Raw genomic sequence first — 14,239 nt, 5'->3', positions numbered from 1 at the left:
GGTTTCAACTAGAGCCATACCCTTTTAGAAATGATTTTTTGAATGATTTCTCCTAAAAATTAAGGAGTATTTAGTGCCTCATGACGTAGATCTGATTATTTTGCTTGCAGTTGGCTTTGGTATAGCCCTCATTTTTGGCTATATCGCTGCACGTTTACGCCTTCCTCCTTTGATTGGTTATCTTATTGCAGGGATTATTATTAGTCCTAATACACCCGGTGTAGTCGCAGACATCACACTTGCCAATCAGCTTGCTGAATTAGGCGTGATGTTTTTGATGTTTGGTGTAGGCATGCATTTTTCCCTCAATGATTTAATGCAAGTTCGAAGAATTGCTTTACCTGGTGCAATTTTACAAATCGCAGTTGCAACGTTATTGGGAATAGCTGTTTCCATGTTTTGGGGATGGAGTTTTGGATCTGCACTGGTCTTTGGTTTAAGTTTATCTTGTGCTAGTACCGTGGTTTTATTGAAAGCTTTAGGTGACAAAGGTTTACTCGATTCGATCAATGGTAAAATTGCAGTCGGCTGGTTATTGGTCGAAGATCTGGTCATGGTACTGGTTTTGGTTCTGCTTCCTGCAACCGCAGTACTTTTGGGAGGACACCCCATCGCAGGGCATGAGTCAGATCAAAACATTTGGATGACCTTAGGCATCACGCTACTCAAAGTCACTGGCTTTATTGCCTTTATGCTCATTATTGGTAAGCGCCTTGTTCCAATGATCATGCAATATGTCGCTCGTTTGGGTTCTAGAGAGCTTTTTACCTTAACAGTGGTTGCAGCAGCTGTTTCAATTGCCTATGGCTCTTACGCGATCTTTGGTGTCTCTATGGCATTAGGCGCATTCTTTGCGGGGATGGTGGTAAAAGAGTCTGATTTTAGTCATCGTGCAGAAGAAGAAACCTTACCATTAAGAGAAATTTTCTCAATCCTCTTCTTCGTTTCTGTGGGAATGTTATTTGATCCGCGCATTATTATTGAACAACCTTTACATATTTTAGCCGTGATTGCCATCATCATGATTGGTAAAACACTCGCAGCAATGGCGTTGGTTTTATTCTTCCGCTACCCGATCAATACTGCATTGACTGTTGGTGCAAGTTTGGCACAAATTGGGGAATTCTCATTTATCCTTGCCACACTCGGTCTCTCACTTGGCTTACTCAGCCCTGAAGCACAAAACTTGATTTTGGCAGGTGCATTATTCTCGATTACCTTAAACTCATTCCTGTTCTCAGCCATTGAGCCTGTACAGAACTGGATTCGTGAACGCTCACATTTAGCACGCTTGCTTGAACGTAGTGGTGACCCTTTGGCAATGCTTCCTGATGAAGTCGATCAAGCTTACTTGCGTGACCAAGTGGTGATTGTCGGTCATGGTGAAGTCGGTCGTCGTATTACCAAAACACTTATGGAAGATGGTATTAAAGTCGTGATCGCAGAAGAAAATCGTGAAATCGTAGAAAACTTACGTGAAAAAGGTATTGCTGCAGTTTCAGGTCGTGCCACTGAACCCAGTGTCCTTATTCAAGCGCATATTCAACATGCAAGACTATTGGTTATTTCACCGATGGATATTGTCGATATTCATAAAATTGTCGACACAGCAAAATTACTGAATCCAGAAATTCAAGTTTTGGTTTGTGCTGAAAATAAAGAAGAGGCAGAAGTTATTCGTAAAGACAATGTTGGTGAAGTCTATTATGCAAAAGAGGAAATGGCGAAAAATATGAGCAATCATATTTTGAATCAAATTCAAATTGCACACCATCATGAACCAACGCATTGAATTTGAATTGAGCTTTCAGCTCATTTAAAACAAGTGACAAAGAAAACGCACTTTAAAGTGCGTTTTTTATTTATTTTAGAAAACCAAACCTTAGCTGTACTAGCTCATATATTTCGGCTGCACATCAACAACTTCCGCATGCCATTGATCCGCCTGCTTTTCAAGTAAAGCGAATAATGCAGCTTGAATCATTTGTTGAGCTATTGCTGGTGTTTGATCACCCAATAACGCTTTCACTTCTTCATTAAATTGGATCGTGACCAATGGATCCTTTTCAGATCCTGCATTACGCAATGCCAATTCACCACCTTCGAGTTGTACTAACTCCAAAATAGCTTCTTGATTCCCAAATAACTCTTTTAACTGTTCGATAGACATAAATCCTCCATGCTCAACATGGGGCAAAGCACTGAATGCACTTTGCATCTTGTAGATATTTTATATAGTCATTTAAAACAAAATTTCAAGTGAATCTGATCAAAAAGATCAGAATTCAACCATTTCATTACGAAAACCATCAATAAGTTGTGATAAATCACGATGCCATTCTCTTAAAATTCTGGTATCTGGCAACCATGCTTGTGGTGTTTGTGTCACTTTAATAATTAAATTAGAAGATGTCTCGTCTTCAGGTTCTGGCGCACTCGGTTCAGGTGCATATTGGCAAAGTCGATATGCTCTTTTAAGCTCAGCAATAAATCCTTCTTTTGCCAATTTTTGCATCACCAAAACTTCAGGTGATACTTGCCCTTTTGCTGCCATGTTCTCTTCTATCGACTTCAACGTAGGAGACAAATCATTTAAGCGATAATAACGAACCAATTCCTGTAAAAATGCCAGAACTGCGCCATGTAAATGAAATACGGCTGCTTCACGTTGAGCTTGGGCTTGCTGAACATTTTCTGTCTGCTCTGCCTGCATACATGAAAGACGAGCAAAATAAAGTTTTTGATTGGTACGGTCTGCATGAAAGCGAGCTACACGTGACATGGATGTTCCCTAAGATTTTGGCATTTACTATATAGTGCCTGTTGATATTTCAACCATGCATTGTGTTATCAGTTAAAACTACATAAACAAGGCATGAAAAAATGTCCACTGTCGCAGGTATCTGTGAAGTGTCAACATACTTTACTTAGCTTAATCTTTATTTCACAAAAATCACAATAAATTTTATCCATGTCGAATGTCAATAAAATGAATAGAAAAAATCTAGCAATAAAATACATTTAAATCATTATCTTATATTTTTTTATAAATCGTATTTGCAATAAAAAGGAGCACTCCCTGCTCCCTCTTTTGATTTAAGCTTCTGGTTTTTCTTCAGCAGCTTTGACACGAATCCCATGACCATGTAAACGCAAAGTATTCAAACCTTTGATCGCTTTTACAGCTTCTCTGCCATGTGGCATTTCAACAAAAGCAAAACCTTTTGATTTTCCCGTGGTCGCATCCAGCACCAATGTACAAGAATTCACTGTGCCAAATTGTTGGAACAACTCTAATAATTCAGCTTCTGTTACAGTGCGTTCTAAACTACGAACTAAAATTTTCATCTTACAACCTTAAATATAAACGAGGCAAAAAACATCAAAAAGCACTCGCCTACCTACTTTTTGAATGAAAAACGATTGCTATAGTTTAATCCAGATCAATGCCAAAATCTAAATTAATCGCTTGTCGCTCGATTAAAGCACTTTTAACCGTTTGTTCTCGTTGTCTGTAATGGGTTTCTGTTGTACATAAATTTCGAGTTAAATCATTGAAGAAATAACTTTCAATTTCTCTGCCTTGTTCATCTGTCTGACGATGTGCCCAAAAGTTTAAATTCTGCTTAGTCAAAATCAGCTCATTCTGCGCACGTGTTAACGCCACATAAAGAACTCGACGTTCTTCCTCAACCTCATCAAAATTACCTTGCGCCCGTGCATGTGGATATTGTCCTGCGGATACATTGGCAACATAACACACTTTTTGTTCAGTGCCCTTTGCAGAATGAATCGTAATCAGTGTTACCACATCATCTTGCGACTGACGTTCGATCTCACTAATTGAAACAGGGTCAAGCACATACTCTTCTAAAAACTCACTTAATTGGCTATGTTTTGAGGCAAGCTGTTTAACCAGATCAAAATCACCCACGCGTTTATGCCAGTCCTTTTTAGCATAATTTTCTTCTAACTGATTCAGAATTGCTTCAACACCAAGCCGAACACAAGCTTCAACTTCAGTTTTCAACACACTCATTTGCTTCATGATCAACAAGGTATGATCTGGAATACGCCCAAATTTCTCAAGTTTCTCCGTAATTTTTTCAATATCAGGATCAAGTAACAGCTGTTGAGCAAGCTTACTTGCACCGACATCACCAACACCATTCCAAAGGGTTAAGAAACGCATCCAAGCAATATCATCAAACGGATTGGCAATCACACGCAATAAACTCAACAAGTCTTTGACATGTGCCGTTTCAAGTAATTTCATCCCACCAATAAACCGGTATGGAACATTGGCTTGAATAAATGCAGCTTCGATATGTCTGGCAGCAAAAGCTGAACGCACCAAGACCATATGATCATTCCATGCCGAGCCTTCCAACAAATGACGTTCTTTAATGTCGATTGCAATCCACTTTGCTTCATCAAACTCGTTTGGGAAAACATGCATACGTGGTTTAAGACCATCGCCGCGGTAAGCTTCTAGTTTTTTATCATAATGAATCGGGCTTTGCTCCAATAGCCAATTGGAGAGGTCTAAAATCTCTTGCGTAGACCGATAATTTTTTTCTAATTTGAAAATCTCTGCGTTTGGTACTCGATCTTTGAAATGATGAATGTTTTCAAAATCTGCACCACGAAATCCATAAATAGATTGTGCATCATCACCGACACAAAACAATGAGGTTTTTTCTTTCAACGGTTCTAAAATCGCCCATTGCAAAGGATTGGTATCCTGCATTTCATCAACCAGCATGTATTGACATAGGCTTGCCACATATTCAACCAATCCCTCAGATTGCGCCAAAGCCGATGCAACAACAGCCAGAATATCATCGTAATCGAGAAAGCTACGAGTGCGTTTACGGCTTTCGTACTCTTTCATAATTTCAGCAATTTGATCTTTATATTCTAAAAACTCAGGCAACTGTTTTTCTAAAGCTAAGCTGAGTTTTTGACGGGTATTGCGAGCAAAAGAATATAAATCACAAAGTTGTTGTGGCTTGGGTAACGCATTCGGGTTGTTTTTATCATCCTTGCCCCGAATCAAACGAAATAACATCAATTGATCATCACGATCAATGATTGAAAACTGATCCAGACCAAATGCTTTCGGTGCACGGCGCAGTAGATACATGCAAAAGGTGTGGAATGTCGAAGCGCGTAATCCTCTCGCCTGATCACCCAATGCCAACTCTACTCTTGCTACAATTTCACTGGCAGAACGACGAGTAAAGGTCAAAATCTGAATTTGATTCGCAGGAATACCTTGATCTATGAGATATGCAGCACGAGCGACAATGGTTTTTGTTTTGCCACAACCTGCCCCTGCAAGCACTAGACTATGCTTGTTTTTAGTCGTAGCAGCTTGTTTTTGTTGAGGGTTTAATTCATCAATCAGGTTGGCTAAACTCATTTTCACTCATCACTTTATGGATGGTCGTTAGTTTAGCAGAGCTATCATGAAATTATGTAGTTTAAGCTCATGATCAAGTCGTGAATTGACGCTTTACCCTGGATCGAAGATCGAGAAATATTGAAGATAAAAGATTCAACCTCTATAAAAAACAATCAAAATTTACTCGATCTAGAAACACTATAGATTGATTAAGCGAGCCACATTTTCACAACAGCGTTCTAAATTTTGCTCACCTTGCTTCAACGCTGTTTGTAAGTCACAAGCACCATCAACAATTCCGAAAATTGCAGTAAAACCTTCAGTGTATAACTCCTCAATTCCTTGCCCCACGTACCCAGCAAAAGCAATCACTGGTTTATTCAACTTCTTAGCAACTTGCGCCACTCCAAAAGGGGTTTTACCGAACTTGGTCTGAAAATCCATACCACCTTCTCCAGTCAAAACATAATCAGCTTTCGCAACTTTTTCAGCAAGTTGAGTTTCTTCAATCACAAGCTCAACGCCTGAACGTATTTTCGCACCTGTAAATACCATCAGACCAAAACCTAAACCACCTGCTGCACCCGCCCCCTGTACATCGGCAACATCGACATTTAATTGATGTTTTACCAACTCCGCAAAATATTTTAAATTTTGATCAAGTTTTTCAACCATCTCTGGTGTTGCTCCTTTTTGTGGGGCGAACACATATGAAGCACCAGAGGCTCCATATAAAGGATTCGTCACATCACTGGCAATGACAATCTCTGTCTGCTTTAAACGCTGATCCAATTGCGAAATATCAATGCTTTCAATTTGTCCCAGTTGCCCACCACCAACATTCACAATGTGCATATTTTTATCTAAAAATTTTGCTCCCAATGCTTGTGCCATTCCTGCACCTGCATCGTTGGTGACACTGCCCCCTAAACCGATAATGATTTTAGACACCCCCAACCCTAATGCTGCTTTGATCATTTCACCTGTACCCATCGTTGTTGTCACTAAAGGATTACGTTGGGATTTTTCGATCAAGTGAATACCATTCACCATCGCCATTTCAATAACGGCTGTTTTGCCATCATCAATTAAACCTAAATAGCTTTGAACATTTTGATCGATCAAAGGACCTGTGACTTCAAAATGTACTTTACGACCATCCCGAGCAGCGACTAAAGCATCAACGGTTCCTTCACCACCGTCAGCCATAGGTACATGAATAAACTGCGCATTAGCAATGACTTTTTCAATGCCACGTTGCATTGCAAAACAGGCTTGTTCAGCCGTCATACTTTCTTTAAATGAGTCTGGAGCAAGAACAAAAACTTTAGTCATGAGAAAATTTATTTTGGTGATATTCAAAAAATAACATAACGATTTTTTTATAGCGAATAAACTGTGAAGTGAAAAAATTAACACTCAAGAAATAATCATTATGCAACGTATAAATCTCGGTAAAACTGCCCCTGAACTCTATAAAACGGTCATCGAACTTGAAAACTTATCTATGCAAAAAGTTCAACAAGCTGGGCTAGATATAGGTTTTTCACATTTATTGAAATTACGCGCTTCTCAAATCAACCAATGTGCTTTTTGTGTGCGCATGCATACCCAAGATGCAGTTAAAGCAGGTGAGACGACTGATCGTATCGCCCTGATCAGTGCTTGGCGTGAAAGCGAATACTTTAATCAAAAAGAACGTGCAGCGTTAATTTTAATTGAAGAAATCACATTGCTTGCCCAGCATCATTTTCCTGATCAAGCTTATGAGCAGGCAGCGCAACATTTATCTAGTGCTGAAATTACTGCAATTGAATGGATTGGCATTGTGATTAACACATGGAATCGCATTGCTATTTCTAGTCAATATCGTGTTGCGCCTGAATAAGTTGTAAACATTCATTTTTTAAATTAAGTACCTGAAAAGATCAAATTTCATCAATTGAAACGGCAAAATAAAAACGCCCGATGTAACACATCAGGCGTTTTTTTATTATTGATCTATTTTAGAAGCAAAGATTAAATTAGTGACTTGCAGGAGGAATCTGCTTAATTGCTGCGGCAAAAGTCAGGTAATTCACTCCTTGAAATAAAATATCTACGCCTAAGAATAATCCAAGTACCCAAAAAGGAGCATCTGGTGAAGCCAAAATAATTGCCCCAGTTGCCAAAGTTAATAAACCTGAAAATAATGTCCATCCCCATCCAGACATTGGCTTGAGCATAAAAGCATTAAAAATACGAATAAAACCACCAATCAATAAAGCAATTGCCAGAAGATTGGTAAGCACCACTGCGGTAGTCACGGGTGACTTAAATGCATAATATCCAGCAATCAGATACAGCACACCAAACAATGCCCAAAGCCAGCGGAACCCGCCATCAAAAATTTTAAATGCTGCGATAAGATGCAAAACCCCACCAATCATCATCAACGCACCAAACAGTACGACAACTGTAAGTGTTGCCATACCCAATGAAGCCAATAAGACCAATCCAAAGATGACCAACAATGCCCCAAGTAAAAGATACCATTTGCGGTTTTCATGGAGTTGGTGACGAACTAAATCATTTCCGACTGTACGCATATTCTTCTCTTGTTTGTTATTCATTGATTTGATTGTTGATCTAATTCAGCATCTTGTCTGTATAAAATCTGCATCTAAAGCATATAAAATATTGCCTTTATACGAAATCAACAAAATAACAGCATTCCCTAGATACTATTTTACCCACCCCATCTCTTGTGCAGTTAAGCGACTGATCATGGTATCTTCCAAATGTTCAGGGGTTTTACTTTTGCTTTGGGAAAGTGGAATATAACCGCCCATAATTTCTGCGCGCTGTTGCGGGTAAAGTGGTTGTTGCTCAGGATTTGCATAACCTGTTGGATAAAGAGGCTGTCCTGTCGATAAATCATATTTATCTTGCGCACCAAAGGTATGTAATAACTCATGTACTAAGACAACTTGATTACTTGCACTTTGCTTTGGTGAGGCAAATAAGTTGACTGAGCCAATACGCCCACGTTCTAAGGCAGTTGAGTGCTTTAAAACTTTCTGTAACTTTGGATCATAATAATTCAAATACAAGGTCACAGATGGCGTTCCATCTACTCCTTGATGTTGGTTCCATGCATAGAACCTGAACTTTAGACTCCATATTATCGTATTGAATATACTTGAAGATTCAGGAAACTTTGGCGGCAGAGTATTTAATTCACGCCCAAGTTGAAAATGAAAAGATAGCGCTTGACCACGGAAAAGTTGAGATTGCTGCGCCAAATAATGCGTCATCTCCTGTAAATCATCGACAGAAATTTGCTGTATATAATGAGACGTGGAGACTTGTCCATCTGCATTGATCGGATGGAGTAAAACCACAATCGGTTTTGTCCAATCTTGATTCATATCTCGCCAAGCATTCATTCCTACAATAAGCAGAATGATCAATAAAATTGCAATTCGAAGTTTTTTCCACATTGAATTTAGCTCTGTTTTTTACGCTTTTTAAGAAACATTTGACTCCCCTCTATTTTAGTTTCAAAGACTTCCACAGCTTTTATCAGTCCTGATAACTTCGTATAACCATAATCACGAGTATCAAAATCTGGCTTTACTGTACTTAAATAGGTACCAATAGAACCTAGATATGCCCAACCGTTGTCATCTGAGTTGTCTTTTACCGCCTTATAAATCAAATTTAAAGTGGCTTTATCAATGGGTGCTTTCGTTTCTTCTTTATCGATTGGAGAAGGTTTTTTGGTATCTTCATTATTTTTAGTTTCAGTACTTTGTTTTTCTTCTTCTTTCTCTTCAGCAATCAAGTTTTCAATCGAAATAAATTTATCACAGGCTTTTTTAAATGGCTCAGGTGTTTTCTTACGCCCAAAACCATAAACAACTAAACCACTTTCCCTTATTCTTGAAGCCAAAGGGGTAAAATCACTATCACTAGACACAATACAAAAGCCATCCAATGCACCACCATACAATAAATCCATCGCATCAATGATCAAAATCATATCTGTAGCATCTTTACCGCTGGTATATGCAAATTGCTGTACAGGGGTAATCGCATGCGGCAATAAGACTTCTCTCCATTTTTTTAGAGAATCACTGCTCCAATCCCCATAAACACGCTTTACACTGGCAATCCCATATTTTGCCACTTCCTCCAATACCGACGAAATTGAGTTCACAGATGAATTATCAGCATCAATTAAAACCGCAAATTTTTTAGTATTTTCCACAATATCCCCAATTTTTAGTTTTTTATTCATTCATTTATCATACCGCTTCCCATAATAATTGATATAAAAAATGCCCACTTTTGTGAGCATTTTTATGAGTAATTAAAACTTAGGCTTCAACCCATTTTCCATCTTGGTAAACCAAGGACCACTTGGTTTGTTTACCTTCAGGTGTTTCCGAACCAATATACTGTGCTTGATTCTTACGACTGAATTTCACCAATGTCGGATTTCCATCTGGGTCTTGATCAGGTGCTTGCAAAATAAATTGATATTTTGGATCGAGTTGATCTGCAACAGAACGCAATTCAGCAACCTTAGGTGCACGTGTTTCACGTACTTTCGGGAACTTACTTGCAGCCAAGAATAGACCCGCAGCACCATCACGAAGAACAAAGAAGTCATCATGTTTGGTTGAACGTAAATGTTCCATTTTGATTGGATCTACACGTGGTGGCGCAGGTTGACCATTCTTCAATACTTTACGGGTATTATCACAGCTCATACAGGCAAAATAAGGACCAAACCGACCATTTTTTAACTGCATTTCACCATCACACTTGTCACAAGGAATGGTTGGACCATCATAGCCCTTGATTTTGAACTCACCTTCTTCAAGTTCATAACCATCACAGTCTGGATTGTTTCCACAGATATGCAGTTTTCGACCACCATCAATGACATAGCTGTCCATTGCAGTACCACAAATTGGACAGCGTTTTTTCGACATCAAATCGGCAGTTTCAGCACCATCATCATCGGAAAGTGCTGCCAGTGATTCGACAGGCGTTAGGTTCAACGTGCCCTTACAACGTTCTTTTGGAGGTAAGTTGTAACCTGAACACCCCAGAAAGACACCTGTCGTCCCTGTACGAATCTGCATTGGGCGTTCGCATTCTTTACAATGAACATCCTCAACTTCGACAGGTAAGTTACGGCGCATGCCATTCTCACCTTGAGCTGTGGTTAAACGCTTTTTAAAATCGCCATAGAAACTATCAAGAAGCTCTTTCCAATTACGTTCACCATCTGCAACTTTATCCAACTGACCTTCTAAATCCGCTGTAAAAGCGTAATTCATTAGATTGTTAAAGTTCTCATCCAAACGGTCTGTGACAATTTCACCCATCTTCTCAGCGAAAAGACGGCGGTTGTCTAACTTGACATAGCCTCGATCTTGAATCGTCGAAATAATCGCAGCATATGTCGATGGTCGACCGATACCACGTTTTTCCAATTCTTTGACCAATGATGCTTCAGTAAAACGTGCAGGTGGTTTAGTGAAATGTTGAGAAGGATCAAGTTTCTCAAGTTTTAAAATTTCACCCACTTTAACTGCTGGTAATAGAACATCATCATCAGATTTGTTTTGACCACGAACTTTGGTAAAACCATCAAAAACTAGAGTACGACCTTTGGCTTTGAGCTCTACGCCATTGGCATCCACTAAAATTGTTGAAGATAAATACTCTGCAGGTGTCATTTGACAAGCTACAAATTGACGCCAAATTAAATCATATAAACGTTGTGCATCACGCTCAACGCCAGCCAAGCTGTCGCCTTTTAATCCAACGTTTGAAGGACGAATTGCTTCATGGGCTTCTTGTGCATTTGCCTTGTTGCCATAGCGATTGGCTTTTGCAGGTAAATATTTCGAACCAAACTCTGTTTCAATGTGCTGCCGCACCATACTGACTGCATCATCACTTAAAAATGTTGAGTCAGTACGCATATAGGTAATAAAACCAGCTTCATATAAACGTTGTGCAAGCATCATGGTTTTCTTTACTGAGAAACCTAAACGTGTACTTGCCGCTTGTTGTAGCGTTGAAGTGATATATGGCGCACTTGGATTAACCTTAGTCGGTTTATCTTCACGAGTGGCAACTTTATATTCAGCATCTTTTAAAATTTTCAACAAAGCATCAGTTTGTGCTTTATTCTGTAATTTTAATGTCTTACCAGCTTGCTTCACTGCTTCTAGGCGAATCTCATCTTTTTGAGATTTAGTGTCTGCAAAAACTTGCCAATATTCTTCAGGAATAAAGGCACGAATTTCACGTTCACGTTCCACCACCAATTTCACAGCTACAGATTGCACACGACCCGCAGATAAACCACGTGCAATTTTTTCCCATAACAATGGTGAAACCATAAAGCCAACAACTCGGTCTAGAAAACGACGAGCTTGTTGCGCATTGACTCGGTTTAAATCTAGACGTGTCGGCTGTTTAAATGCTTCTTGGATGGCATTTTTGGTAATTTCATTGAAAACCACACGATGGTAACGGCTATCATCCCCACCAATGACTTCTCTCAAATGCCAAGCAATTGCTTCCCCTTCTCTATCCAAATCCGTTGCGAGATAGATTTCATCTGCATCTTTGGCAAGCTTTTTGAGTTCGGCAACAACATTCTCTTTGCCGGGAAGGACTTCATACTTAGCTTTCCAACCATGTTCTGGATCAACACCCATACGATTGACGAGTGCGGATTGTGCCTTTTCAGCCTTCTGATCTTCCGTCAACTTGGTGCGTGTTGCTGGCTTTTTTTCTGCTGTTTTACTTGAGCCGCCTGTAGGTAAATCACGGACATGACCTACGGATGACTTTACAATGTAATTTGAGCCTAAATATTTATTAATCGTTTTCGCTTTTGCAGGCGACTCCACAATCACTAATGCACGCTTTTTTCCAGCATCAGGAGATTTTGCTGTAGTGCTTTTGGATGTGGACCGAGGAGCGTTCGCCATAATAAACCACTGTTCCTATTATTAAGTTAAATTTCAGCCAATTTGAGTAAATATGCTTTCATATCATCAAGTTGTGTTGCTCTTAGGTCAGATTCTTCATCCCAATATAGCCCTACACAATTTGCCTGCATATCAATAGCATAAATCCCCTTTAATGCAATGGGAAAATCTTTAAATTTCGCATCACCTTGAATCACGTGAAGCTTTTCATCTTCGACACATGCACGCATCAGCGCTAAACGTGCATCAGGAATAAGTACACTATAATAAGCCACCATACTTGCACGAGATTCTGTTGCCATTGGGATTTTAGTCCATTCTGGCGCAGCCACCAAACGCGGATGTAAACCCATCTTTCGGGCTTTTTCACGCATTAAACCTAATGCCTTTTCTCTTGGGCTTACGCGTAAGCCAAAAATTGAGCCCAATACAAAAACAACGATTACGAGCGCAACCCAAAGACCAGTGTGTTCCATAGTTCACCTTTAAATTCCTATATTAGAGTTGCATAAGCTGAATATAAAACGCAAGTTTAAAATTAAAATTACAACGAATCTGTAATTTTAAAGTCAGTTTAATGTCTTATTTTTCATCTCTATTTTTTTCGTAAAACGTCATCCAATCACCCAATGAGCGAATCGAACTTTCCAAAGATTTTCCCAATGCAGTAATTTGATATTCTACACGTGGAGGTACTTCTGGATAAATCTGTTTGGAGATCAGTTGGCATTCTTCTAAAAGCTTTAACTGTTTTGAAAGTTCCTTTTGAGGAATCGGTGCTAAAGCCTTTTGTAATTGATTAAATCGCACAGGATGTTGAGCTTGTATAAGATGATAAACAATCGGCAAGACCCATTTGCCTGAAAATATCGCAACGAATCGCATAATTGAACAGTTTTGCTCATATTGCACAGTTGTCATTTTTCACCTTACATAAAGCTACAATTTATAAAAGCTGATTTCAGCCTATTTCAAACCCAACAGCGACTTAGTTACCATTTGGTAAGTTCTTACATCTGCGCATAAATTTTCACAATATACGTGTTTCTTAATGACATTATAGTGAAAAAATGAGATTAAAAGACAAGACTGTTTTAATCACAGGTGCAACCAGTGGAATTGGCTTTGCTGCCGCACAACGAGCCATTGAAGAAGGTGCACGAGTAGTCTTTACTGGACGGAATATCAATCAAATTGCACAAGTTCAACAGCAATTAGGATCGCAAAGTTTCGGTTTTACATGTGACCATGCTGACTTAAATTCACAGCATGATTTTCTCAAAAAATTACAGCAATTATCCTTTATCTTTGATGTGATTTATATCAATGCAGGCAATGTGAACCATCAACGTTTTGGGCAATGGAGCGTTGAACAATTTGATGAGGTGTTAAATACCAATCTAAAAGGTCCTTTCTTTTTGATTCAAAGCCTTCTTCCCATGATTAATCCAAACAGTTCAGTAATTTTATGTGGTTCAACCAGCATTCATATCGCATTAGAAAAAAGCAGTGTGTATGCTGCTTCAAAGATCGCCTTACGCTCCTTGGTCAAAACACTTTCAAGGGAACTGTTAAATCATAAAATACGCTTTAATCTGCTTTCTCCTGGACCGACATTTACACCTGCACTGAATAAAGTCGCAGACAGCCCTGCTGAAGTTGAACAGCTCAAAACCAGTATTGAAAATTTAGTCCCACTACAAAGACTTGCCACAGCAACAGAAATTGCCAACGCCTTTATTTATCTTGCTTCTGATGAGTCTCGTTTTGTTGTTGGAACAGAACTATTGATAGATGGTGGTGTTGCCAACTTGTAAAGCATTTAAAT

Annotated in this window: 14 protein-coding genes; 3 read left to right on the top strand and 11 right to left on the bottom strand. The window is 39.1% G+C overall.

Annotated features, from left to right (window positions below; genetic code table 11):
- Positions 1 to 73: 73 nt before the first annotated feature.
- Positions 74 to 1,792, top strand: coding sequence for a cation:proton antiporter (locus F938_RS23230; protein ID WP_005035651.1), 1,719 nt, complete (start codon positions 74 to 76; stop codon positions 1,790 to 1,792).
- Between the two features lie 99 nt (positions 1,793 to 1,891).
- On the opposite strand, the gene F938_RS23225 is transcribed toward F938_RS23230, so the two are convergent.
- The 5 genes from F938_RS23225 to F938_RS23205 all read right to left on the bottom strand — a co-directional run bounded on the left by F938_RS23225 (position 1,892) and on the right by F938_RS23205 (position 6,742).
- Positions 1,892 to 2,170 (bottom strand): hypothetical protein, encoded by a 279-nt coding sequence (locus F938_RS23225; protein ID WP_005035649.1) that lies wholly within the window; start codon positions 2,168 to 2,170, stop codon positions 1,892 to 1,894.
- 108 nt (positions 2,171 to 2,278) lie between these two features.
- The gene (locus F938_RS23220; protein ID WP_004826657.1) at positions 2,279 to 2,782 is read right to left on the bottom strand and encodes a DUF6586 family protein; all 504 of its coding nucleotides are present in this window, start codon (positions 2,780 to 2,782) and stop codon (positions 2,279 to 2,281) included.
- Positions 2,783 to 3,096: 314 nt separating this feature from the next.
- Positions 3,097 to 3,348: an RNA recognition motif domain-containing protein gene (locus F938_RS23215; RefSeq protein ID WP_005035646.1), complete on the bottom strand. Its 252-nt coding sequence runs from the start codon at positions 3,346 to 3,348 to the stop codon at positions 3,097 to 3,099.
- Between the two features lie 85 nt (positions 3,349 to 3,433).
- Positions 3,434 to 5,425: an ATP-dependent helicase gene (locus tag F938_RS23210; protein ID WP_005035644.1), complete on the bottom strand. Its 1,992-nt coding sequence runs from the start codon at positions 5,423 to 5,425 to the stop codon at positions 3,434 to 3,436.
- A gap of 180 nt (positions 5,426 to 5,605) precedes the next feature.
- Entirely contained in the window at positions 5,606 to 6,742 is a 1,137-nt protein-coding gene (locus F938_RS23205; protein ID WP_005035642.1) for a glycerate kinase family protein, read from the bottom strand.
- A 100-nt stretch (positions 6,743 to 6,842) separates the two neighbouring features.
- Here F938_RS23205 and F938_RS23200 point away from each other — a divergent pair, with 100 nt between their 5' ends.
- Entirely contained in the window at positions 6,843 to 7,295 is a 453-nt protein-coding gene (locus tag F938_RS23200) for a carboxymuconolactone decarboxylase family protein (RefSeq protein WP_005035639.1), read from the top strand.
- Between the two features lie 136 nt (positions 7,296 to 7,431).
- Here F938_RS23200 and F938_RS23195 read toward each other — a convergent pair whose 3' ends face one another.
- The 6 genes from F938_RS23195 to F938_RS23170 form a co-directional block, all read right to left on the bottom strand.
- Positions 7,432 to 7,995 carry an HdeD family acid-resistance protein gene (locus tag F938_RS23195; RefSeq protein WP_004826648.1) on the bottom strand — a complete coding sequence of 188 codons (564 nt, stop codon included), beginning with the start codon at positions 7,993 to 7,995 and terminating at the stop codon, positions 7,432 to 7,434.
- 135 nt (positions 7,996 to 8,130) lie between these two features.
- A complete protein-coding gene (locus F938_RS23190; protein WP_005035637.1) occupies positions 8,131 to 8,889 on the bottom strand; it encodes a hypothetical protein in 759 nt (252 codons plus the stop codon).
- A 5-nt stretch (positions 8,890 to 8,894) separates the two neighbouring features.
- Entirely contained in the window at positions 8,895 to 9,689 is a 795-nt protein-coding gene (locus F938_RS23185; RefSeq protein WP_005035635.1) for an NYN domain-containing protein, read from the bottom strand.
- A gap of 79 nt (positions 9,690 to 9,768) precedes the next feature.
- The gene (gene topA / locus F938_RS23180; protein ID WP_005035632.1) at positions 9,769 to 12,411 is read right to left on the bottom strand and encodes a type I DNA topoisomerase; all 2,643 of its coding nucleotides are present in this window, start codon (positions 12,409 to 12,411) and stop codon (positions 9,769 to 9,771) included.
- A gap of 26 nt (positions 12,412 to 12,437) precedes the next feature.
- Entirely contained in the window at positions 12,438 to 12,887 is a 450-nt protein-coding gene (locus F938_RS23175) for an ammonium transporter (RefSeq protein ID WP_004826640.1), read from the bottom strand.
- 106 nt (positions 12,888 to 12,993) lie between these two features.
- Positions 12,994 to 13,332, bottom strand: a complete 339-nt coding sequence (locus F938_RS23170) for a winged helix-turn-helix transcriptional regulator (protein ID WP_004826637.1) — start codon at positions 13,330 to 13,332, stop codon at positions 12,994 to 12,996.
- 149 nt (positions 13,333 to 13,481) lie between these two features.
- On the opposite strand from F938_RS23170, the gene F938_RS23165 reads away from it, so the two are divergent.
- Positions 13,482 to 14,228, top strand: coding sequence for an SDR family oxidoreductase (locus tag F938_RS23165; protein ID WP_004826634.1), 747 nt, complete (start codon positions 13,482 to 13,484; stop codon positions 14,226 to 14,228).
- Positions 14,229 to 14,239 lie beyond the last annotated feature (11 nt).

It is taken from the genome of Acinetobacter bereziniae LMG 1003 = CIP 70.12, assembly GCF_000368925.1.
Classification (GTDB): Bacteria; Pseudomonadota; Gammaproteobacteria; order Pseudomonadales; family Moraxellaceae; genus Acinetobacter; species Acinetobacter bereziniae.
The sequence above is the reverse complement of the archived record's forward strand: the minus strand, read 5'-3'. Positions and strand labels throughout refer to the sequence as shown.